The organism is Pseudodesulfovibrio sp. 7M6, from assembly GCF_050058625.1.
In the GTDB taxonomy this organism is placed as follows: Bacteria; Desulfobacterota; Desulfovibrionia; order Desulfovibrionales; family Desulfovibrionaceae; genus Pseudodesulfovibrio; species Pseudodesulfovibrio salinus.
In genome coordinates this window covers 2465537-2488516 of sequence record NZ_CP188816.1, presented here as the reverse complement: position 1 = coordinate 2488516, position 22980 = coordinate 2465537, and the positions used below count along the sequence as shown (strand labels likewise).

Here is a 22980-nt window from a genome sequence, read left to right as displayed (position 1 = left end):
TTTTGTTTCCTAAAAATTCAGAGTGGGCGCGGGCTTTTTGCCTTCGTCGTCGGCTTTTGTTCCATTCTCATTCGACGTGCTGAATATCTTCGGCTCTGCCATGGAGAGCAGTTTCTGTGCCTCCGCGTTCAGCGGGTTGCGATCAAGGGCCGCCTTGGCGTTGTTGTAGACATCGCCCCATTCCCTTTTCTTGAGATAGAGCTTGGCCAGCCTGACATACAGGGTCTCGGTTGCCCCGATGCGGCGCATGCATTCCTTGATGGCATCCACGGCCTTGCCGTCTTCCCCCAGTCCTTCATAGCAAAGGATAAGCGCATTGAGCGCTCTGGGATCATTGCCTTTTTGCGCAAGCGCCTTGTTGAGATATTCGACGGCCTCGGCAAACATGCCGTACTGGGTCATCCTGTTGCCGATGTCGGAATCGACGCCGTCTATATCCTGAAAATATTCTGAAATCTTGCGGTATATCTTACGCGCTTCCAGCTGGTTGTCGGCCTTTACCAGAGCGGTGGCCTTGATGAGATTCTCGTCAAGCACAAGCAACCGTTTGCGCTGCTTGGTCAACTGCGCGTTCCTGGTGGCTTCCTCCAGCTTCTTGTGGAGTCGGACCAGGGTGGAGTGGAATGCACGTTCCTTTCCCCGGGTATAAGTAAGTCCCTGGGGGAAAAGCCGTTTTATCATTTTCATCTTGTTGAGGTCGCGCAGGGCCTCGTCGAGGTGAGAGTATATTTCGAACTTTTCCGAGCCGAACACCTGGCTGGTTGCAATACCCCGAATGGCGGTCGCCAAGCAGCTGAGCGTCCTGAGGTAGTCGCTTTTCTTGGCGTAGGCGCGGGCCCGGGCGATATTCTCGCGGATTTCTTTTGCTGAGATTGTTTGCTGCATATTTTTGCGAATAAAGGAGGTTGTAATAGGCTACCGATAATACAGCACGACCAATTTATCAAGAGGATCTGCCAGTTTCGTGCGTGGGCCCGTCCACCGTGTTGACGGCCCGGGCAGGGGGCGAGTATCTTTGCTCCACGACCCAACAGCTGGAGAACCATGAATCCCTATTTGCTTGCCGTTATTATTTTCCTGTTCCTGGACTGGCTGCTCAGTTCCGTGGCCAATCTGCTCGATGCCCGCCATACCCCGGCGGAAGTCCCTGCTGAATTTGCTGATATTGTTGACGCGTCCGCCTATGCGAAAAGCGTGGCCTACAACCGTGCCCTGGAGAAAATATCCATTATCTCGGAGACGTCGGGAACCATAGTGCTGCTTGCCTTCCTCCTGGTCGGCGGCTTTGACTGGCTGGACGGGGTGGTGCGTTCCTGGGAGCAGTCGCCACTGGTTACCGGCATTGCCTACATCGGCATTCTGTCGCTGGCCTCCTCCCTGGTCGGACTTGTCTTTGATGCATGGCGAACCTTTGGCCCGGAAGCGCGGTTCGGGTTCAATACGACCACGGTGGGCACTTTTGTACGGGACCGTATTCTTGGTTTCGTGCTCAGCGTTGTGTTGGGCGTGCCGCTCCTGGCCGGTATTCTGTTGTTTTTCGCGCAAACCGGCCCGGCGGCCTGGCTCTGGTGCTGGGCACTGGTCACGGTATTTTCCCTGGCGGTAACGTATGTGGCCCCGACCTGGATTCTGCCGCTCTTCAACAAATACACGCCGTTGGAGGAGGGGAGCCTGCGCCGGGCCATTGAGGACTTCGCGCGCAAGGCTTCTTTTGAAGTTGGCGGTATTTTTGTCATGGACGGTTCCCGGCGATCGACCAAGGGCAACGCCTTTTTTACCGGGCTAGGCAGGCGAAAGCGCATTGCGCTTTTCGATACCCTGCTGCGCGACCACACCGAGGCCGAGATTGTGGCCGTGCTCGCCCATGAGGTGGGACATGCCAAGTGCGGCCATATCCGCAAGGGACTGGTGGCTGGTATTCTCCGGACCGGGTTGCTGTTCTTCCTGATGTCCCTGTTCCTGGACAACCCCGGGTTGTTCGATGCCTTTGGCATGGTGCATCGTTCCATTTATGCGGGCCTTGTCTTTTTCGTCATTCTCTATACGCCCATTTCCCTGCTGCTGGGGATTGGGATGAACTATGTTTCACGGCGGCACGAATTCGAAGCGGACCGGTTTTCGGCCCGTACCACCGGAGAGCCGCAAGCCCTGGCCTCGGCCCTGCGGCGGCTGTCGGTCTCAAGCTCTTCCAATCTTTCGCCCCATCCGCTGAAGGTCTGGCTGGAATATGGGCACCCGCCGGTGATTGATCGCCTGCGGGCTCTGGCCGCGATTGCGAAATAATGGTGTCGCCTTGTTCGTCGATGTATGGCATAGACAAATACAACAATGTCAAGTGACCCTGGGGAGAGTGTTATGAAGGAAATACCTTTTGAAACCGATGACAAAGACATATTGGAGCGAATTCGATGCGTGCCTCCGTTTGATGCCCTGCCGGACAATTATATCCGGCAGGCGATGCGTGTGGCTTCGGTCAGACGCTATGAGGCCGGGGAAGTACTCATAGAGGAAGGGGAATTCGACAATCGGGTCTTTTTCCTGATCTTCGGGCTGCTGGAAATTTTAGTCAAAGGGAACAGGGTCGGTTCGCTACGGCGGTTGGGCGACGTGTTCGGCGAGATGGGCATCATTGACGGCAGCCCTCGTTCGGCAACTATTTCGGCGGTTAAAACCTCGCTGGTCATTACCCTGGATGATACGGCCATCGGCTCCCTGGGAGAAGTGGGCAAGATATTTACCCAGGCCGTCATGTACCGCATTTTTGCCGAGGTGTTGGCTGTACGCCTTCGAGATGCCAATGGGGAAATATCACGGCTGAAAGAAGAAATTGCAGGCCTCAAGGGATAACAGACAAAAAATCGACAGTCGGATGCGTGGAATCCCACAGAATTTTCGACCAGGCCGATGCGGTGGAGCAAGCGGTGTGAGAGATTTTGCTTTTGATCCCAGTGACGAGGCTACCCTGGAACGGTTGCGGCGTATGCCGGTTTTTGACGCCATGGAGTCGGAACTGCTTTCGGCCCTGCTCAAGTTGGCGCGCCTGCGGCTGTATGACGAGGGCGAGGAAATCATCATCGAAGGCGAAACGGACCAGCTTGTCTATTTCCTCATCTTCGGCCAGTGCGGGGTCAATGTGGACGGTATGCGGCTTGCGTCCATCACCCGCTCCGGCGACGTTTTTGGCGAAATGGGCATGGTGGACGGTAAACCGCATTCGGCAACCATTTCGGCCGAAAAACAGACACTCTGCCTTGTCTTCAACCGCTCGTTCCTCGAACGGCTCCAGGGCGTGGACAAGCTGGCTGCCAAGGCGTTGTTCTATAGAATTTTCTCCCAAATCCTGGCCGGGCGCATCCGGGCCGCCAACGCGCGGTTGCTGACGCTTGAGGATGAACTTAAAGCCCTGTCGGTCCAGCGGCCGACCTTTTGACTCTCATGCAGAGCGTTCCCTTTGATCCCGACAATGCAGCCATGGTTGAGGCCATCCTGAGCATCCCCGCTTTTGCGCCGCTGGGCAAAGGTCGGCTGGCCGACGTCATGCGCACCACCACGATCCGGGATTATGCGGAAAAGGAGCTGGTCATCACCCAGGGGGAAACGGACAGTTGCATGTTTTTCCTCATGAGCGGACATCTGGCCGTGGAAGTGGATGGCGTGCAGATCAGCGTGCTGGAAGCGCCGGGGACAATTTTCGGCGAAATGGGTGTCATCGAGACCGCACCGCGCTCGGCCTCGGTGACGGCCATGGAGCCTTCCCGCTGCCTCGCCATGGACATCGCCTTTTTCGACCGGTTGGAAGGGCGGGCCAAGCTGGCCGTCCAAGCTTTTTTTTACAAAATGTTTTATGAAGTACTTGTGCAACGCCTGCGCGAAACCAATGAGCGGATCGCCGACCTCGATATGCAGCGGTTTGTTCTGGAAAACATGGAGATAGACTGATGGCCCTGCATGAACTGGCCGGCAAGCCCGCTCCCGAATCGTTGCTGATTGACGTTTCCGCCCTGGAAGCCGCGTATTACGACATCCGTCCCGATCCGTCCGATCCCGCCTGTGCCGTTTCCTTCGGCACCTCCGGGCATCGGGGCTGCTCCTTTGACGGCAGTTTCAATGAAGGGCACATCCTGGCCATATCCCAGGCCGTGTGCGAGCATCGCGCCGCCCAGGGAATCGACGGCCCGCTTTTTCTCGGCATGGATACCCACGGACTGAGCCTGCCCGCGCTGCGAACCGCGCTGGAGGTCTTCACCGCCAACGGGGTGCGGACCTACATTCAGGCCGGGCTAGGCTTTACGCCCACGCCGGTCATCTCCAGAGCCATACTCTGCTGGAACAGAGCGCGGACGTTCGGACTGGCCGACGGCGTGGTCATTACCCCGTCCCACAATCCTCCGCGCGACGGCGGCTACAAGTATAATCCGCCCTCGGGCGGCCCGGCCGACAGCAAGATTACCACGGCCATTCAAAACCGGGCCAACGAAATTATGCGTTCCGGTCTCAAGGACGTGCGGCGCATCCCCTACGAGCGGGCTTTCAAAGACCCTTCCGTGGTGCATTACGATTTTGTTGAGCCGTATGTGAGCGATCTGGAAAACGTTGTGGACATGCCGTCCATAGCCGCGGCCGGGCTGAAGATAGGCGTGGACCCCCTCGGCGGTTCCGGCATTGCCTACTGGGAGCCCATGGCCGAGCGCTATGGTCTGGATCTGGAACTGGTCAACAAGATCGTGGACCCGACCTTTTCCTTCATGACCGTGGACAAGGACGGGAAGATCCGCATGGACTGTTCCTCGCCCTATGCCATGGCCTCGCTCATTCAGCACAAGGACAAGTACGACATCGCCTTTGGCAACGACCCGGACTATGACCGGCACGGTATCGTCACCCGCAGCTCCGGTCTGCTCAATCCCAACCATTATCTGGCGGCGGCAGTGGACTATCTGATCCGCAACCGTACCGGATGGTCCTACTGTGCGGCCGTGGGCAAGACCGTGGTCACCAGTTCCATGCTCGACCGAGTGGTGGCAGGGTTGAAGCGGGAGCTTTACGAGGTTCCTGTGGGCTTCAAGTGGTATGTGAGCTGTCTGCTGGACGGTTCCTGTGCATTCGGCGGCGAGGAATCCGCCGGGGCCAGCTTTGTCCGTTTCGACGGCTCGCCCTGGACCACGGACAAGGACGGCATCATCCTCGACCTGCTGGCCGTGGAGATGACGGCCCGCACCGGCCGCGATCCCGGAGAATATTACCAGTCCCTTACCGAAACATACGGCTCCCCGGTCTATGAGCGGACCGATGCCCCGGCATCCCCGGCCCAGCGGGCTGCCTTTGCCTCCCTGACGCCGGAGATGGTCGCTGCCGATACCCTGGCCGGAGAACCCATCCTCGCCCGGCTGACCCGGGCTCCGGGCAACAACACACCCTTTGGCGGCATCAAGGTCACGACGGAAAACGGCTGGTTTGCCTGTAGACCTTCCGGAACCGAAAACATCTACAAAATCTACGCCGAATCCTTCAAGGGGGCCGATCACCTGAAGGCCATTCAGGACGAGGCCAAGGCCATCGTCAACGCCGCCTTCAAGAAGTCCGGCGCGGTGTAAGGTCGGGCAGAGAATGCCTCCGGCGGCCGGGGGAAGGGAAGAGGGGAACCTTTTGTAAAAGGTTCCCCTCTTCCCTTCCCCCGAACCCCCATCCCATCTCTCTTCCAAAACTTTTTGGTACCGCTTCGCGGAGGGGGAGAGAACATAATAAAAAGACGGCCTCCGCTTTGGGCGGAGGCCGTCTTGTTTATGACTGTATTGCGCTGGTTAGATCTTGCAGGCGGTGCGAAGATCGTCGGCGGCGTCGGTCTGCTCCCAGGTGAACTCGGGCAGCTCGCGGCCGAAGTGGCCGTAGTTGGTCGTCTTCTGGAAGATGGGGCGACGCAGGTTCAGGCGCTCCAGGATGTAGTAGGGGCGCATGTCGAATACTTCATTGACGGCCTTGGTCAGCATCTCGTCCGAGACCTTGCCGGTGCCCTGGGAGGAAACCACCACGGACACGGGTTCGGCAACGCCGATGGCGTAGGCGATCTGGACTTCGCACTTGTCGGCCAGACCGGCGGCAACGACGTTCTTGGCCACGTAGCGGGCCATGTAGGCGCCGGAGCGGTCAACCTTGGACGGGTCCTTTCCGGAGAAAGCTCCGCCGCCGTGGGCACCGGCTCCGCCGTAGGTGTCGTTGATGATCTTACGACCGGTCAGGCCGCAGTCGCCAACCGGGCCGCCGATGACGAACCGGCCGGTGGGGTTGATGTAGGTCTTCAGCTTATCGTCGATGAGGTCCTCGGGCAGGGTGTGCATGATGACTTCCTTGAGGATGGCCTCCTGCAGGTCGGCGTGGCTCACGCTTTCCGCATGCTGGGAGGAAACAACGACGTTGTCGATGCGAATGGGCTTGCCGTCCTCGAACTGCACGCAAACCTGGGTCTTGCCGTCGGGGCGCAGGAAATCGAGGATGCCTTCCTTGCGCACTTGGGTCAGACGGCGGGAAAGCTGGTGGGCGTAGTAGATGGGGGTGGGCATCAGGGTCGGGGTCTCGTTGGAGGCGTAACCGAACATCATGCCCTGGTCGCCGGCGCCCTGTTCCTCGGGCTTCTGGCGGTCAACACCCTGTGCGATGTCCGGGGACTGCTTGTCGATGGAGGAGATGACTGCGCAAGTGGACCAGTCAAATCCCATGGTGTCGGCGGAGTTGTAGCCGATGCCCTTGATGGTGTTGCGGACGATCTCCGGAAAATCGGCATAGGCCGTAGTGGATATCTCACCGGCGATGAAAGCCATGCCAGTGGTCACCACGGTCTCGCAGGCCACGCGCGCCATGGAGTCCTGGCCAATGATGGCGTCCAGGATAGCGTCGGAAATCTGGTCAGCGACCTTGTCAGGGTGGCCTTCGGTCACGGACTCGGAAGTGAAGAGATACTTGCCTTGAATCTGCATTTTTCCTCCTTAAGGAACGGATGATCGTCTAGAAATCGTCAGCCGCGTCGCACGCGATGACTTCATCGACGGTATTTTCGGGGGTGGTTACGATAACGTGGGGCTTGTGCGTGGGGATTTCGGCGCCGTCCAACCATGTGAAGGAGGCGATGATGACACGCTGGCCCACCTTGCCTTTGTGGGCGGCTGCGCCGTTGAGGCAGATCTCGCCGGGGCCGCCGGGAATGGCGTAGGTGGTAAGCCGTTCGCCATTGTTGATGTTGTATACGTCCACCTGCTCGTAGGGGAGCATGCCGACGGCTTTCATGAGGTCGCGATCAATGGTGATGCTTCCCCGGTATTCCAGATTGGCGCAGGTAATGGTCGCGCCGTGAATTTTTGCGCTTAAAAAACAGCGTTGAGCCACGGTCTAAACCTCTATCAGAATGTTATCGATGAGCCGGGCCTTGCCGACCTGGATGGCGACGGCGGCGAGCACCGGGCCTTCGATGGTCTTGACCGGCTGAATGTCGTCCGGATCCACCAGGGTTATGTAGTCGGGACGTCCCATGGGCAATGTCTTGGCATATTCCTCGGTGAGGAATGCAACGGCCTTGTCCGCGTCGCGTTCGCCGCCTCGCACCGTGTCGGCCAGCTTCAGCAGCCCCTTGCGGATGGCCGGGGCGGCTGCCCGTTCCTCCTCCGTGAGGTAGGTATTGCGAGAGCTGAGCGCCAGTCCGTCGGGTTCGCGCACGATCTCGTGCCCCACGATCTCGACCGGAATGTTCAGGTCGCGGGCCATGCGTCGGAGAATGGCGAGCTGCTGCCAGTCCTTTTGGCCGAAAACGGCCACAGAGGGCTGGGCGAGCATGAAAAGTTTGGTAACCACGGTGCACACGCCGCGAAAGTGGATGGGCCGGGACGCCCCGCACAGATGCTTGGCCAGTTTCGGCACCTCGACCCAGGTGGCGTGGTTCGGTGCGTACATGTCCGCGCCCTGCGGCACGAAGAGGGCGTCCACACCTGCGGACTCGGCCTTGGCCTTGTCGCCGTCGAAGTCGTGGGGGTACTTGTCCAGGTCTTCGTTTTCGCCAAACTGGGTCGGGTTGACGAAGAGCGTCACCACGAGCCGGTCGCACTGTTTGCGGGCGCACTCCATCAGGGAGAGGTGTCCCTTGTGGAAATAGCCCATGGTCGGCACCAGGCCGATCTTCAGTCCATCCTGTTTCCAGGCCAGACATTGCCTTTGTAGTTCTATTGGGTCAGTAAATATTTGCATGGCGGTTTTGTTTTTTTGAGCAACTGACAGGCCCCAAGGGATAAGTCAAGTGAAATGTCTATATCTGGATACATTGATATGGTCAAGGTGCTTCTGGAAAAATCGCTATTAACATGCGTCTCGGCAGGGTCAATGTGCAACTTTTGTTTGAGAAAAAACAGGGTGCGGGGTACAAATCGGGCTATGCGGACCATAAAAGACATATTCGCGGACAGTTCCATTACTTTTTCACCCGGCGAACTGGTGGATTTCGAGCATACCATCAAGGATATGATCGCCGAGTTCCTGCCGTTCACCTCCTATAGCCTGTTTTTTCCGAGAGATAAGCCGGAAATCGTGCCTGACCCGGAATTTCGGGCAGAGGACCGGGAACTGATCCTGCCTCTGGTGTTTCGGGGCGAGATGCTCTGCTACTTTATCGCCAAGGGCGTCAGGCTCAAGGCTCCGTCCACCACGCCGAAGTACATCATGGTCCTGGCCAGTGCGGTGCTGGAAAAGCTGGCCCTGTACAAGTGGGCCGTTACCGATGCCCTGACCGGCCTGCATACACGCGAATTCTTTTTCTCCGAATTGGCCGAGGCCATAGACCGGGTGCAGGGGTGCCTTGCCACGGGCAACTGCCGGGCCGGTGTGGAGGCCCGGGATTCCGAAATGGCCTTTTCCGGCACGCTGGGCGTCATTTTTCTCGACCTGGACCATTTCCAGAATATCAACGAGCGCTATGGGTATCTGTCGGGCGACGACATCATGTCCGAGGTAGGGCGGCTGCTCGGCAAGGTCTGCCCCAAATATACCACGGTCTCCCGTTTCGCCAACGACAAGTTCGCCATTCTGGTACCGGATGCCAAGCCGCGAGCCTGTTTCCAACTCTCCGAGGTCATCCGCTCCGGCATCAGCAAGCTTTCCTTTACAGACGAGATGACCCGCGACACCATCACTCTGACCGGCTCCCTCGGTTTCGCCAACTATCCGCAGGGGCTGGAGGGCGCCCAGTTCCGGCGCACGCCGGGCGAACAGGCGCGCATCCTGGTCCGCAAGGCGCGGCGCGGCGTGGCCGTTTCCAAGGACCTTGGGCGAAACCGCGTCTTCAACTCCGCCGACATTCTGGACAAAGGCGGCCGCGTGCTCGACACCCTGCCCATGCACCGCGTCACGGTCACGCTTGGCGAGACCTCCGGGGCCGCCGTGGGACAGCGTTTTTTGGTCCGGGCAGCGCGGCCCGATGCCGTGGCCGCTGGAAAGGGCGTTTCGCCGGTCTATAAGGGCGAGATCGTTCTGGTGGAGGTGCATGATGATATTTCCGTGGCCGAGGTGCTCAATCTGGCGGACGCCGGAATGGATGTGCATCCGGGTGACCGGTTGCGCCTCATCGAGGGCGAGGAAGGACTCTTTGCCGACCGGGCACTGATCGAGATTCCGGCCCCGGATTCCGAAACCCAGCTTTTCTCCTACGGCGAATTCATGGGCCGCATGGAAGAGACCCGGCGCGTGCCGGATGCCTTTGCCCTTTCGCTCATCCGCGTGCTCGACCAGCCCGGCGATGCGGAGGAGGGGTATCAGGAAGCCATGGACCGCATGATTGCCGATGTCGCCAACATCGCGCGCGGCGCATTCGGCGATAACGGTTTCGGCGGCCGCTACGGGCTGAACGGCATTCTCTTCTATCTGGAAAACGTGGACCGCGAGACGCTCATGGCCCGCACGCTGGAAATCGAAAAGCTGGCCTCGGACGCCCTGTCCGTCAAGGTCTCCATCGGTTCGGCCTGCTATCCCTTCCTGAACTTCGACCGCGCCGACATCCCGGACAACAGCCGCAAGGCCCTGGAGCACGCGTTGCTCCTGCCGGAACCCAGAGTCGCCGTATTCGACTCCATCTCACTCAATCTTTCCGCGGACCGACGGTTCATGGACGGCGACGTGTACGGGGCCATCGAGGAGTTCAAATTGGCCCTCACCGATGATTCCGCCAACCTCCTCGCCCGGAACTCCCTCGGCATTTGCTATGCCCAGCTCAACCGGTTCGAGGACGCGCGCAAGGAATTCGAAACCGTGCTCGCCTCCGCCCCGGACGACGAGCTTGCCCTCTATAACCTCGGCTGGGCCAATCACCGCCTCGGTGATCTCGGCGCCGCTCGCGCTGCCTACAGCCGTTGCCTGGAAGTCGATCCGGAACATCTCTATGCCCTCATGCGTCTTGGTTCCCTGGAGGAAAACGCGGACAATTTCGACGCGGCGACCGCTCTCTACGAAAAAGCCGCCAAGCAGCCCGACGGCGAGCGCATGGTGCAGCGCGCTCTGGCCCGTCTGGCCTACAAGCAGGGCGACATCGAATCCACCCGCGAATATCTGCATCTCGCGCTCAATGCGGATCACAACGACCATCAGGCCATGCACATGCTCGCCCGCATCTATCTGGATCAGGGCGAGGACCCGCAGATCGCCGAAGTTCTCTCCCGCCAGTCCGCCGCTCTCTGCCCCGGCAAGCATGTCTACTGGGACACCCTGGTGGAAGCCCTCGAAGCCCAGGGCAAAGGCGAAGAAGCCGCTAAAGTCGCCGCAAGAGCGGGGTAGGGGCGGAAGTCTGGCATGAGGAAGGCCTCCGGCGGCCGCCTCGCCGGCGGGGGCGTCTCCGACGGCCAGGGCGCTGCCCTGGACCTGCTCAAGGCTATGGCCTTGAGAATCCATTCTCCGGCTGCGCCGGGCGAGAAGCTTATACGTTTAGGGCCAAGTTAATCCAATTTGATTAGGTATCACGAGAATTGAAACGGCTTCTTTCGACCTGCCGGGTCGAAAGAAGCCGTTTCAATTCTCGTGATTTGTTTTTTAAGACAGAGTGAGGCCATCCCTCCCCGCGAAGCGGCGCTAAAAAGTTTTGGAAGGGAAATGGGATGGGGGTTCGGGGGAAGGGAAGAGGGGAACCTTTTTCAAAAGGTTCCCCTCTTCCCTTCCCCCGATCGCCGCAGGCGAAATCCAAAAGAAAACCCCGGGTGCGGCGAACCGCATCCGGGGTTGATTTTGTTTGGCTTTGGGCCGTGGGGGCTTAGTACATGCCGCCCATTCCGCCCATGCCGCCCATTCCGCCCATGCCGCCGGGCATGGCCGGGGCAGCGGAGGCCTTTTCGGGCTTGTCGGCGATGGCGCACTCGGTGGTCAGCAGCAGACCGGCCACGGAGGCGGCGTTCTGCAGGGCGGTGCGGGTGACCTTTTTCGGGTCGATGACACCGGCCTTGAGCAGGTCTTCGTACTCGCAGGTAGCGGCGTTGAAGCCCATGCCACCCTTGCCTTCCTTGACCTTCTCCACGACGATGGAGCCTTCCAGACCGGCGTTGCCGGCGATCTGGCGCAGGGGCTCTTCCACAGCGCGGATGATGATGTTGATACCGGCCAGCTCGTCGTCGTCGGCAGCCTTGACCTTGGCGGCAACCATACCGGCACGAGCCAGGACGACACCGCCGCCGGGGACGATGCCCTCTTCGACGGCAGCGCGGGTAGCGTTCAGGGCGTCTTCCACGCGGGCCTTCTTTTCCTTCATCTCGGTCTCGGTGGCGGCACCGACGTTGATGACGGCGACACCGCCGACGATCTTTGCCAGACGCTCCTGGAGCTTCTCGCGGTCGTAGTCGGAGGTGGAGTCGTTGATTTCGGCGCGGATGGTCTGGATGCGGGCCTTGATCTCATCGGCCTTGCCGGCACCGTCGACGATAGTGGTGTTTTCCTTGTCGATGACGATGCGCTTGCAGGAGCCGAGGTCGTTGACGGTCAGGCTTTCCATCTTGATGCCGAGGTCTTCGCTGACGACCTGGCCACCGGTGAGGATGGCGATGTCTTTCAGCATGGCCTTGCGGCGCTCACCGAAGCCGGGAGCCTTGACGGCAACGACGTTCAGGGTGCCGCGCAGCTTGTTGACAACCAGGGTGGCCAGGGCCTCGCCCTCGATGTCTTCGGCGATGATCATCAGCGGCTTGGACATCTTGGCGCACTGTTCCAGGACGGGGAGCAGTTCCTTCATGTTGGAGATCTTGGTCTCCTTCAGGAGGATGAACGGCTCTTCCATCTCGCAGGTCATGCGCTCGGTGTTGGTAACGAAGTAGGGGGAGAGGTAGCCGCGGTCGAACTGCATGCCTTCGACGACTTCGAGGGTGGTGTCCAGGCCCTTGGCTTCCTCAACGGTGATGACGCCTTCCTTGCCGACCTTGTTCATGGCCTCGGCAATGATGTTGCCGATGGTGGCGTCGTTATTGGCGGAAATGGTACCGACCTGGGCGATCTCTTTCTGGTCGCGGGTGGGCTTGGCGACTTTGCCGAGCTCTTCGACGATGGCGTCAACAGCCTTGTCGATACCGCGCTTGATGGACATGGGGGAGCGACCGGCGGCAACCAGCTTCACGCCTTCGGTGAAGATGGCCTGAGCCAGGACAGTGGCAGTGGTGGTGCCGTCACCGGCAACGTCGGAAGTCTTGGAGGCAACTTCCTTGACCATCTGGGCGCCCATGTTCTCGAACTTGTCTTCCAGCTCGATTTCCTTGGCAACGGACACGCCGTCCTTGGTGATGACCGGGGAGCCGAAGGACTTCTCGATCACGACATTGCGGCCCTTGGGTCCAAGGGTGACCTTAACGGCGTTGGCCAGTTTGTCCACACCGGCCTTCAGTTTTTCACGAGCTTTGGCATCGAAGAGAATTTCTTTAGCCATGATATATTCTCCTTAAGAAAATTGAGTGTGCGAAAAAAAAATGGCAAAAGCCTAGTCAACGATGGCGAGGATGTCATCCTCACGCATGACCAGGTGCTCTTCGCCGTCGATCTTGATCTCGGTACCGGCATACTTGGCGAACAGGACGGTGTCGCCCGCCTTGACGGCCATCTCGACCCGTTTGCCGTCCTCATCCAGCTTGCCGGGACCGGCAGCGACGACTTCACCCTTCATGGGCTTTTCCTTGGCGGAATCCGGGATGTAGATGCCTCCGGCGGTCATCTCTTCCATTTCCAACCGCTTGACCAGAACGCGATCATTCAACGGTTTCAGCTTCATTTCCTCTATACCTCCAATAAGTGATTGTTTCATTGACGGGGTGTACGGACGAATCCAGGTCCGTTCCGCCCCATGGCCCATCGGCCTTTTGGTGGGGGTCCGTCAGGCTGGGAGATAGATAAACACGGCTATCTCTCTGTCAAGCGCGGAAACCAAAAAAAAGTCTCCCGCCTGAATGGTGGGTGCGGTTGTAAGATGGGAAGGCCGGGCTGTGCCTATGTCTTGCTGGACTGGTAAAATTCCCCGAATTTCTTGTCCATGCTCAGGATGTGATCCCGGTACCAGTCGTGCATGAAGTTGCGCACCTTGATGGGGGGGATGACCAGGCCATTGAGCAGGTCGCCCTCCATGCGGATGACATCGGTGATGAACTTGTTGTGCGCTTTTTTTTGTTCGGCAAAATCAGGATACCTGGCCTCTTTCATGTAGGCCTCCTCGGTGCCGAAGTGATGCAGGGCGTACTCGCGCAGTTCGGCGACCACGTCCACCAGTTCATCCACTTCCTCTTCCTCCAGCGGGCGGTAGAGGTCCGGCGCGATCTCGGCGATGCGGTCGAGCATGGAAAAGAAGGTTTCGTGCTGTTCGTCGAGTTCCGGGATGTCGATGATGTATTCTTTGGTAAATCCGGCGAGGTTGAGATTGAGAGCCATGCGTCCTCCAATACGCGGTGGGTGGTAATATATAATGTGTTTGTCTCCGTATATATGGAATCATTGGTTCTGTCACCACCCCATGTAGGGATTACAGCAAGGAGTGGTTTCGCGAGGAAGGGACCGGTATTTGCAGAGCCTTTGTGAACAGGAAAAGGAGGCCCTATGTCCGGTATGCACCAGCCAGTGTCCGAGTCCCTGTTGACCGTAAACTCCGCAAACGAATCCACACTTCACGCCATTGACCCGGAAGATGTGTCGCTGTCCGGCGAGGGCTTGCGCCGCGTCCTGCCCATCGCACGCGAGATGATCCGCCGGTTTATGCCCGGCATGGACCCGGAAAAGGCCTCCATGTCGCAGATCATGTCCTTATTCGCCGACCAGGCGTACTGGGATGAGAACTCAGGCGGCCTGCTGCTCTGTGCCGATCTGGCGGACAGGGCCCTGTGCCTTCCCGTGCCCAGGAAGCACTGGCGTGTCCGGGTGGAAGGCGTTGTCTACCATTAACGGGAAGACGGCAGGCGTCACGAACTGTGCAGCCAACCGTCACCGGTCGGTCGCAATCGTCACCTGAGGAGGAAGGAAGCATCGCCGATTAATCCGTAGTATCCGTCAAACCTGCTGAGGAGGCATGAAATGGACGGACTGACGGATGGTCCTTTGCTTGATCTCTCTTCCCCTTTTGGCGACCCGGTGCGCCACGCCCTTTTTTCCCTGGTCAAGAAACCGCTTTCAAAAATATTGCGCCTGAACACGCTCAATTCCCTGTACGCCCAGCTCCAGGCGGCTGGGGGCGAAGGGCAGTTCGTGGAGCGCGTGCTGGAACTGCTCGGGGTACACTTTCGGGTGGACGGCCAGCCGGTGCAGCGTATCCCGAAAACGGGGCCGCTGGTCGCGGTGTGCAACCATCCCTTTGGCGTGCTGGAGGGGCTGCTCCTGGTCAACATACTGCGGGACGTCCGTGCGGATATCAGGATCATGGCCAACTCCATGCTCGGCAAGATTCCGGAGATGGACGAACTGCTCATCGAGGTCGATCCCTTTGGCAAGGCGGGTTCCGCCAAGCGGAATATCGCCGGGCTCAAGGCTGCCATGCGCTGGCTTAAAGGGGGCGGTATGCTCGTGGTCTTCCCAGCAGGCGAGGTTTCCTCGCTCAAGGTCAAGAAGGGCATGGTGGCCGATCCGCAGTGGAGTCCCATGGTCGGCCGCATCATCCGCAAGACCGGGGCCAGCGCGTTGCCCGTATTTTTTGATGGCCGCAACAGCGGCCTTTTTCAGGCCATGGGGTTGGTCCATCCCCGGCTGCGCACCGTGCTGCTGCCGCATGAAAACCTCAAGTTGGCGGCCAGGGGCACCATCCGCGTGGCCTTTGGCTCCACAGTCGTCGCCGAGCGGCTCGCCGCATTTCAGACCGACGGCGACATGATGGATTATCTCCGGTTCCGCACCTACCTGCTGCGCAAGGAAGGGAAGAAGACGGATGATGCCAAACAGCCCGCCGCCTCTACCAAACGGAAAATGGCTCCCATCGCCAATTCACGCGGCAAGCACATTCTGGCCAGCGAAGTGGCTGCCCTGCCGGACGAGAGTATCCTGATCCAGACGCCGGACTTCACGGTCTTTGAGGCCGGGGCGTTTCGCATCCCGCGCCTGCTGCGCGAGATCGGCATCCGGCGCGAGGAGACATTCCGCCAGGTGGGAGAGGGGACGGGCCGCCCCATGGACATCGACGCCTTTGACGATACCTACCGCCATTTGGTGCTCTGGAATCCCCATGAGCGCGAGGTGGCCGGGGCCTACCGCTTCGGCCTGACCGACGAGATTTTGGCGAAGCAGGGGATAAGCGGCCTCTACACCTCCACCCTGTTCAATTACCAGCCCGGACTTCTGGAAAACATGGGCCCCGCCCTGGAAATGGGCCGCTCGTTCATCACCCCGAAGTATCAGAAAAATTATCAGCCCCTGTTGCTGCTCTGGAAAGGCATGTCCCAATTTGTGGTCAACAATCCGAAGTACTCCAAGCTATTCGGCTGCGTTTCAATTTCCGGTGAATATTCCGGCGTGTCACGCGAGCTGATTACCGGATTCATGGAGCGGCACTGCTTTTTGCCGGAGCTGGCACTGCTGGCGCGGCCCAAGTGTCCGCCCCGGGGCAAGGCCCTGCGCAAGCTGGACTTCAGCCTGCCGGAATCCGCCTTCGGCAATCCCGACGACGTGGCCGATCTGGTCAGCGACGTGGAGTCTGGCAAGTCCATCCCGGTGTTGCTCCGGCAGTACCTCAAGCTGGGGGGCAAGATCATCGGCTTCAATGTGGACCCGGATTTCGGCAATTGTCTGGACGGGTTGATTCTGGTGGACCTGCTGACCTCGGACACCAAGGTGCTCTCCCGGTTCATGGGGCGGGAAGGGGTGGAATCCTTCCGGGCCGCCCACGGGGTGGGCAAGGAGCCGCTCAAGGTGGTTGCTCCCGGTTTTGCCGCGGCCTGATCCGGGCAGGGGGCGAGGGCTTCACTTCGGGGCGGTATCGGTATATATTCCGTCCATGCGTACGAATCGAATTGCCCTGCCCCTGGTACTGTTCCTGTTGGTTTGCCTGGCCGCCCCGGCCCTGGCCGCAAGCGAGAAGCCGGAAAAACCGGCAAAGCCCAATGGCTGTGCACCTGAGTATCGCGCCATTTACGACCATGCCATTGTCGGGTTCAAGGGCACGGGCGACCGCGATATCGTAGTGGTCACCGATCCCCTGTGCTGGCACTGCCGCCTGGGGCACAAGCTGCTGGGGGAATACCCGGAACTGTACCGCAACGTGCGCCTTTCCTTCTTTCCCCGCCGCTCCTTCATCGGTTCGGACATGGCGGCCTGGATTCTTGAGGATTCGGTCAAGCGCCCGGACCTCAAGAAGCTCATCGATTATGCCTACAAGGACCTCAAGCAGCCCAGGACCGACGACCTGATGGATGCGCGCATGATCGTGCTCATGCAGTTTACGGATGCTTTTCCCGAGCTGCTGAAAGGGACCTCCCTGCCCGAACTCTATGCCCGGCTCCAGGTGGAGCACGAGCCGCACGTCCGGGAGGATGCCGATTTGTCCCGCGCGGTAGACTTTCCGGGCACGCCGGTGCTTATCACGGGCGATACCGTCATTGTGGGCTACAGCCCGGGCTTCTGGATCAAGGCGCTCAAGCAGAGCGCGGTCTGCAAGTAGCCTCTATTTCTTTTTTGACGGCAGTTCCTCAGGGTAGATAAAGCCCACAAAGCCCAGTGCGGCCAGGGCTATCCCGTATTTTTTCTTGATGATCAGCGATGTGATGTCGTAGCGCATGGCTCCGTCCTGCACGAGATTGCGGATGGATAGTTCATGCTTGAGTGAGGCCGTGAGTTGGGCGCGCGCATCGGAGATCGCCGAGGACTTGTCCATTGTGGTGGCCTTGTAGACCCGCTCATATTCCGCGGCGAACCCGCCGATGGATTTGCCATCCTTGTCCTTGGCCCATACACGTCCCACTCCGGCGCATACGGTATCGCCCCGCATGCCGCCTGCCTTGGCCATGATCGTTTCCAGCACCGACCCATGATGAAAGTAGGGACTCACGGAATCGAGCGGAATCTCATACGCTTCGGGCGGCAGGACCGAGGTGTAGTAGACCACATTGAAATTCTCGATCCCGGCTTGTTGCAGGGCAAGGTCATAGGAGAAGGTTTCATACGGGTCCGGCGGAATGCCCTGGTCGGACTGTCCGGTCCCGGTGGTGGCGAAATACGCGGTGGGGATGCGCGGCCCGAACCGTTCCGCAGCCGTGGCGGGAACGGCAAGAGCCAGAACAAGGCCGAGAATCAAGAGGAAAAATCGGTGTTTTCGCAGCATACAGCACCTCACGGATTAATGGTTTTGCAGCTACACTAGCACATGCCGCAGTTCCGCGGCAATTCCCGGAGACGGAAAACCGATCTCGAATCCGCTGGCATGGGAAACGTCCGATCAAAACATGATTTGTCTAGGCGGGTGGACTTCCTATTGCTTCATATCAGGATGCCGCAAGTAGAACCCTTTGAGGGGCTTCATCTGTACGCTGCACTTCGGGCAGCGCTCGTCCGGCACCTTGCCGAAGGGCAGGCAACTGCTCGAGAACCGCCTCGCTTAAACAAACCTTTCAGCCATTGTGTAAAGGTGGGGCCAGTTCGGCTGCGTTCTACGAACAGGCCAACGGCAAGTGCTTTGGTCGCACTTTCATTTTCACCCATGCCGACGGGAATGACCTCTTGGAGCAGAAGGCACACTTTCTTCATAAGTCCTTCATTGCCGTTCTTCATACCCGAGTTTTTGCAACTGACTTTTTTGTCTTCAGTTACAAACAGATTTAATATGTGGCCCATGAAGTCGAATCCGAGGAAACTCCCTTCTTCCACATCCTGCCATTCAAGATAACCCGCCATGTCCTCGGGAGTCAGGAATACGCTGAGATCCTGTCCTTCAAATATGAAGAGCGGATAAGTGACCTTATATTTCACGGCCTCTCCAGAGTTGCTTTGATGTTAGAAGCGATCCCACGTCGAAACACCTTCCGGTATGGATGTTTGTTTAGGTTTTACGGTCACAAGTGGTGATTGGAAGAGATGGAGACCTTTACCGGCCCCGTGACGCCGAGATTCGTATAGGGCTTGAGCACTTCGAGCTTGAGGACAAGCGAATCACATTGCAGGTGCTGCCTGTCCAGAGTGAATGAGAGAAGGGACAGCTTCGTAGTCCCATCCTCTTCGTCGCCACAGATTAAATACACATCTTGGCTGGCATAGGCGTCCGGAAACGGATTGCCGCACCATAACTGTGCCCGCAGTATGCCGTTTTGCAGGTTGCTGAGCTTGAAACAATCCTTGATACTCTGGAACTCTACATTCACATCATACCCGGATACATACTTTGGGTGCAGGGGAATGGTTGCCTCCGCGCCTTCCTTGGAAATGTCGAGACTTCCGGTGCCTATTGGTTCATACAATCCCTGTTGGTCGAATACAAAAGGAACAAAGGCCCTGAGGTTTGGCGGAAGGTACGAATACCAGAGACAGATTGCCCCTATGATGACGACGGTTATGCCGCCGCCGATAAACCATTTTTTCATGCTTGCTCCTGAATGGCAGGCGACAGGCAATGCCTGTCGCCTGTTTTTCTCATTTGCCGAACCACTCAAATTTGAAATGGCTGTTTCCATTTCCCTATTGCTTTATATCAGGATGCCGCAAATAGACCCCTTTGAGGGGCTCTATCTGTGCGCCTTACTTCGGGCAGCGCTCGTCAGGCGCCTTGCCGGGAGCAGGGCCGTCACTCAACGCGGACAAATCCTTGGCCCCTGCGTAGTGATGCGCCGACTATTACAAGGCTGAGCAGGCCCGTTATCGTACCCCACTCCCTGTGAAGTTCTCCCCAGTCCCAGCAATAGTGCTATTGGCTCAGATTAACACCTCCGCCAATCAGGAGGAATAAGTCCACTTTTTTCTTTTCATGCTTTGGCGTTATTCGTTCATAGCCATCATTAGGGGCAAATTCCCCTTAGCCAAATTCTCTTCCTGTGCTTGTTGGCCTGTACGGAGTGGAGAATCTCGGGCTAAGCCAATCCAAGCTTTTCCCCTCTGGTCATTTGTGGAGTTTTGAAGAGGAAGTGTAACCGGGGCTGTGCTTTTCCAACTGTTCTGCAACTCCGTTGATGTCGTCGCAAGAGGAAAGGAACAATCCCCAGGGACGGGCGGTCACGCATATCAATTGTCGGGGACCTTGCACTGGGGGAAACGAAGAATATATGCCATCACTGATCCAGAGAAAACGGATGGCATTGATCTGCAGATGTGAGATGCGCCAGAGGCGGTGAAACGAAATCTGATCTTCGGTTTTGCCTATGGGCAATCCAACTGAATCCGCCACAAGGAACAGTATGATGCCTGCCGGGACAAACCAATGCCAGAGATTTCCACCTTGTTGCCCGTCTAGATAGCTGATTCCACCAAGTATAACGCATCCCAGGCATAGACAGAATTTCTCCATGTAAAAGAAGAATAGACTCTTTCCAGAGTTGGGAATGTATTGTTCTTTGTTCATAAGTTTCCAATAAAGCACGAGATTTTCACCACTGGCTTGATTAATCAGTTTACCACAGGTCAGGCTCGTATTCACGTTTGATTTTTGGGACTTTTATGGTCATTGTCTTTTCATGTGTTATTGCTCCAGTTACTTTTTTGGTGGGCAATTCTATTTTTAGTTTTGGACTCCATGAAATGTTAAAGTTTTTTCCTGTGTAGCCGTCACCTTTTATATGCTCTATGCCACCTCCAACTGCACCGATTGGAGTTGGGATTGCGACTGCTCCACCTATTCTAGTCGATTTGCCGCTTAGTTGATCTACACTTTCTGCGTTGGTTTTCTGGTAGGTTCCCACTGCTCCAAATCCGAAGTCATTTGTGGTACCGTGTTCAAAACTGAGTTCATATACTCGTTCTCCATCATCATCTTCAGAAATCATTGCATTACCACCGATACCAAGGCCAAAGCCAGAAGCTGAAAGTCCTCCTCCAATCCCTCTGGTTTCAAGTCCTAGCGGATCATTCCCATTCACCGGATCATCGAAGCAATACCCATACCAATCCGGGTCGCCGCCTTGGTCGCCGAGGGGGTCGGGTGCGGTCCACCTGTCGGTGAAGGTGTCGTAATCCCGCCAACCGAAGCGAACAAAACCGAGGTCGGGGTCGTACAGGCCTCCTGCGAAACCGATGGGGATACGCAGGTCCGGGGTGGTGTCCTTCATGATCCCACCGAAGGGGTCGTACAGAATTTCTTTTATCACATCGCCGTCGCGGTCGGCAACCACTCGCAGGGAACCAATGTGGTCGTAGAAGAGGTAGGCCTCGGCTCCGTCATCACGTTGCATGGCGTAGGGAGTGCGCTCGCCTGCGCGGTAGGCGAAACGATAGCCGGATTTGCCGTCATGGAATCCGTCCAGGCGTAGGAAGTCCAACCATTGGTATGCTTCCACAGGCTGACCGTTGCGGGATTTTATCGCGCGCCGTCCCTGGTCATCGTGCGAAAATTCGAACACTTCGCCGGTTTCCCGTTTCTCGGCTTTAAGCAGCCGGTAGTCCGTCCCATACTCGTAGAGCGTGTACTGCCCGCCATGATTCCAGATGGACCGGAATCCGTTTTTGTCATGGGTGAACAAATTGTTGCCAGCCTTCTGCAACCGGTTGTCCATGACCGAATATTCAAAATTGCGGTAGTGAGTATCCAGATGCGGAAAGTAATCACGGGATCGGCGGCCTTCGCGATCATAATCCACGGTGCAGACGGTTCGTCCATCCCGCTTCGCGTCGATCAGACGCCCGGCCTTGTCGTAGGAGTATGTCCAGTTGGCGCCGACTCCCCCCCACGTTTTCCGTCTTTTCCACGATACGCCCGTTATGGTCGCGCCCTAGTTTGTATTCGTATGGCCTCATCATCATTCTCCATGTTTCGTTTCCAAGGATCATTCCCGGAAATCCGGGCCAGCATATCCCCGGTTTTCGGCTCCGGGGAAAAGGGCGGGAATAAACACGTGAACGGGTAAAAAGGGAATAACTTGGCAGCTTGACAAGGTCTCGAAATCACCGTGGGGGTGTATGTTAAATGTTTTTCTACTCATTAATTTGATTGTGTGATATCCTATATATGAATTACCGCACAAAAAAATTTTATCACTAAATACGGGTAAGGAAAATATGAGTAAGAAAAAGCGAAAGCCCCGCATTAAGTTGTCACGGCAGGCACTTAGTTCTGGCGAAACGAAGATGCAAGCCTGGGGACAAACATTTCAAAATCAATTAGAAGAACAAAAAGGCACATCAATGGGATATGTTACTGAATATATTGCAAAGCTCCGAGATATCGGAGTGCAGGGGATAGAAGCTGAACTTCAAGAGTTGATCAAAAAGTTTAATGGGGATTATAAGGGGCATTTAATTATCTATTCCGCTGCAATGGATAAGGTTGGATTAATCCCGGATGTCTCTATGACTAGGTCTGACTTTGAAGTGATTTATGATATGATAAGAAATCTTCATGGAGAGAGGTGTTTTGTTTATCTTGAAACTCCTGGAGGCCGAGGTGACACAGCTATGGAGATTGCTGAGCTGCTTCATAAAAAATTTGAAGAGGTGAATTTTGTTATTACAGGTGAGGCAAAATCTGCTGGAACGATTCTTGCCTTGTCTGGCCATAGAATATTTATGACAGAAACAGGAGCCCTTGGGCCAATTGATGCTCAAGTGAAAACAGGGAGGGCTTTTGGTTCTGCCCATGGATATCTAGAGTGGGTGGAGGAAACAAGAGAAAAAGCTTTAAAAGAAGGACGGTTGGATTCTTTCGAAGCTACAATGGTTGCTCAAATAAGCCCAACAGAATTAAAGCATGTATACAATGCTTTTGAGTTTGCAAAAGAATTGGTTGTCAGTTGGCTGCCACAATATAAGTTCAAAAATTGGGATGTGACAGAGTCAAAAAAAGAGCCTGTTACAGAAGATAAAAAAATTCAACGTGCAAATGAAATTGCAAGAGATTTAACAGATATTAATCGATGGAGAGATCATGGAAGATCTTTAAAGCTCAAAGAAATGGAGGAAATAAAGCTGACAATAGATAGAGTTGACGACGATCCGAATATGGCTGATCTAGTGTATAGAATGCAATCTTGCTTACGAATGTTATATGGATCAAGCAATAATTATAAGAGTTTTGTTACATCTGCAGATAAAGTTTTTAAATCGGCTGGCATAGCACCTGCTATGGTTCCACAGATCAAAGATGATCAATTACGTAGCGCAAACATAGTTGAAGTTGAAATCTTGTGTGATAAGTGTAGAAAGACTCATCGGCATTATTTGAAATTTAGTGAGGATAAAGCTGGGGAGGCTCAAGCTCATGCGCGCGGTGCAGTGCCGTTTCCGAAAAATGGTAAATTGACTTGTGGATGTGGGGCAACTATTGACATTTCTGGTTTTCGCAACCAAGTAGAGAGTGCGAAAGGAAAAAAAGCTATTGATTAAACTTGGGGG

At 56.7% G+C, this 22980-nt stretch carries 22 protein-coding genes; 10 read left to right on the top strand and 12 right to left on the bottom strand.

The window, feature by feature from the left end:
- Positions 1-9: 9 nt before the first annotated feature.
- Positions 10-885: a hypothetical protein gene (locus ACI0FG_RS11885; protein WP_419785214.1), complete on the bottom strand. Its 876-nt coding sequence runs from the start codon at positions 883-885 to the stop codon at positions 10-12.
- A 159-nt stretch (positions 886-1044) separates the two neighbouring features.
- On the opposite strand from ACI0FG_RS11885, the gene ACI0FG_RS11880 reads away from it, so the two are divergent.
- The 5 genes from ACI0FG_RS11880 (at position 1045) to pgm (ending at position 5594) form a co-directional block, all read left to right on the top strand.
- Positions 1045-2283 (top strand): M48 family metallopeptidase, encoded by a 1239-nt coding sequence (locus ACI0FG_RS11880; RefSeq protein WP_419785213.1) that lies wholly within the window; start codon positions 1045-1047, stop codon positions 2281-2283.
- A 72-nt stretch (positions 2284-2355) separates the two neighbouring features.
- Positions 2356-2847: a cyclic nucleotide-binding domain-containing protein gene (locus tag ACI0FG_RS11875; protein ID WP_419785212.1), complete on the top strand. Its 492-nt coding sequence runs from the start codon at positions 2356-2358 to the stop codon at positions 2845-2847.
- Positions 2848-2923: 76 nt separating this feature from the next.
- Complete coding sequence (locus ACI0FG_RS11870) at positions 2924-3430, top strand: cyclic nucleotide-binding domain-containing protein (RefSeq protein ID WP_419785211.1); 507 nt, start codon at positions 2924-2926, stop codon at positions 3428-3430.
- 5 nt (positions 3431-3435) lie between these two features.
- Positions 3436-3939, top strand: a complete 504-nt coding sequence (locus tag ACI0FG_RS11865; protein ID WP_419788388.1) for a Crp/Fnr family transcriptional regulator — start codon at positions 3436-3438, stop codon at positions 3937-3939.
- Complete coding sequence (gene pgm / locus ACI0FG_RS11860) at positions 3939-5594, top strand: phosphoglucomutase (alpha-D-glucose-1,6-bisphosphate-dependent) (protein ID WP_419785210.1); 1656 nt, start codon at positions 3939-3941, stop codon at positions 5592-5594. Before ACI0FG_RS11865 ends, pgm begins: the two co-directional genes overlap by 1 nt.
- 207 nt (positions 5595-5801) lie before the next feature.
- On the opposite strand, the gene metK is transcribed toward pgm, so the two are convergent.
- The 3 genes from metK to panC are packed head-to-tail and all read right to left on the bottom strand — an operon-like array spanning position 5802 to position 8229.
- Positions 5802-6971 carry a methionine adenosyltransferase gene (metK, locus tag ACI0FG_RS11855; protein ID WP_419785209.1) on the bottom strand — a complete coding sequence of 390 codons (1170 nt, stop codon included), beginning with the start codon at positions 6969-6971 and terminating at the stop codon, positions 5802-5804.
- Positions 6972-6999: 28 nt separating this feature from the next.
- Positions 7000-7377, bottom strand: coding sequence for an aspartate 1-decarboxylase (panD, locus tag ACI0FG_RS11850; protein ID WP_419785208.1), 378 nt, complete (start codon positions 7375-7377; stop codon positions 7000-7002).
- Between the two features lie 3 nt (positions 7378-7380).
- Positions 7381-8229: a pantoate--beta-alanine ligase gene (gene panC / locus ACI0FG_RS11845; protein WP_419785207.1), complete on the bottom strand. Its 849-nt coding sequence runs from the start codon at positions 8227-8229 to the stop codon at positions 7381-7383.
- A 183-nt stretch (positions 8230-8412) separates the two neighbouring features.
- Here panC and ACI0FG_RS11840 point away from each other — a divergent pair, with 183 nt between their 5' ends.
- Positions 8413-10800 carry a tetratricopeptide repeat-containing diguanylate cyclase gene (locus ACI0FG_RS11840; protein WP_419785206.1) on the top strand — a complete coding sequence of 796 codons (2388 nt, stop codon included), beginning with the start codon at positions 8413-8415 and terminating at the stop codon, positions 10798-10800.
- Between the two features lie 469 nt (positions 10801-11269).
- On the opposite strand, the gene groL is transcribed toward ACI0FG_RS11840, so the two are convergent.
- From groL to ACI0FG_RS11825, 3 genes are all read right to left on the bottom strand, one after another.
- Positions 11270-12922 (bottom strand): chaperonin GroEL, encoded by a 1653-nt coding sequence (groL, locus tag ACI0FG_RS11835; protein WP_419785205.1) that lies wholly within the window; start codon positions 12920-12922, stop codon positions 11270-11272.
- A 51-nt stretch (positions 12923-12973) separates the two neighbouring features.
- Complete coding sequence (gene groES / locus ACI0FG_RS11830) at positions 12974-13261, bottom strand: co-chaperone GroES (RefSeq protein ID WP_419785204.1); 288 nt, start codon at positions 13259-13261, stop codon at positions 12974-12976.
- 215 nt (positions 13262-13476) lie between these two features.
- Positions 13477-13911 (bottom strand): bacteriohemerythrin, encoded by a 435-nt coding sequence (locus ACI0FG_RS11825; RefSeq protein WP_419785203.1) that lies wholly within the window; start codon positions 13909-13911, stop codon positions 13477-13479.
- A gap of 165 nt (positions 13912-14076) precedes the next feature.
- On the opposite strand from ACI0FG_RS11825, the gene ACI0FG_RS11820 reads away from it, so the two are divergent.
- From ACI0FG_RS11820 to ACI0FG_RS11810, 3 genes are all read left to right on the top strand, one after another.
- Positions 14077-14418, top strand: a complete 342-nt coding sequence (locus tag ACI0FG_RS11820) for a hypothetical protein (RefSeq protein WP_419785202.1) — start codon at positions 14077-14079, stop codon at positions 14416-14418.
- 129 nt (positions 14419-14547) lie between these two features.
- Positions 14548-16398, top strand: a complete 1851-nt coding sequence (locus ACI0FG_RS11815) for a lysophospholipid acyltransferase family protein (RefSeq protein WP_419785201.1) — start codon at positions 14548-14550, stop codon at positions 16396-16398.
- Between the two features lie 55 nt (positions 16399-16453).
- Positions 16454-17116, top strand: coding sequence for a DsbA family protein (locus ACI0FG_RS11810; RefSeq protein WP_419785200.1), 663 nt, complete (start codon positions 16454-16456; stop codon positions 17114-17116).
- A gap of 3 nt (positions 17117-17119) precedes the next feature.
- Here ACI0FG_RS11810 and ACI0FG_RS11805 read toward each other — a convergent pair whose 3' ends face one another.
- The 5 genes from ACI0FG_RS11805 to ACI0FG_RS11785 form a co-directional block, all read right to left on the bottom strand.
- On the bottom strand, positions 17120-17776 hold the full coding sequence (locus ACI0FG_RS11805) for a pyruvoyl-dependent arginine decarboxylase (RefSeq protein ID WP_419785199.1): 657 nt from the start codon (positions 17774-17776) through the stop codon (positions 17120-17122).
- 194 nt (positions 17777-17970) lie between these two features.
- Positions 17971-18420 carry a hypothetical protein gene (locus ACI0FG_RS11800; RefSeq protein WP_419785198.1) on the bottom strand — a complete coding sequence of 150 codons (450 nt, stop codon included), beginning with the start codon at positions 18418-18420 and terminating at the stop codon, positions 17971-17973.
- 83 nt (positions 18421-18503) lie between these two features.
- Positions 18504-19118, bottom strand: coding sequence for a hypothetical protein (locus ACI0FG_RS11795; protein ID WP_419785197.1), 615 nt, complete (start codon positions 19116-19118; stop codon positions 18504-18506).
- Positions 19119-19540: 422 nt separating this feature from the next.
- Positions 19541-19999: a hypothetical protein gene (locus tag ACI0FG_RS11790; protein WP_419785196.1), complete on the bottom strand. Its 459-nt coding sequence runs from the start codon at positions 19997-19999 to the stop codon at positions 19541-19543.
- A gap of 49 nt (positions 20000-20048) precedes the next feature.
- On the bottom strand, positions 20049-21230 hold the full coding sequence (locus ACI0FG_RS11785) for an RHS repeat domain-containing protein (RefSeq protein ID WP_419785195.1): 1182 nt from the start codon (positions 21228-21230) through the stop codon (positions 20049-20051).
- Between the two features lie 418 nt (positions 21231-21648).
- On the opposite strand from ACI0FG_RS11785, the gene ACI0FG_RS11780 reads away from it, so the two are divergent.
- Positions 21649-22971 (top strand): SDH family Clp fold serine proteinase, encoded by a 1323-nt coding sequence (locus ACI0FG_RS11780; RefSeq protein ID WP_419785194.1) that lies wholly within the window; start codon positions 21649-21651, stop codon positions 22969-22971.
- Positions 22972-22980 lie beyond the last annotated feature (9 nt).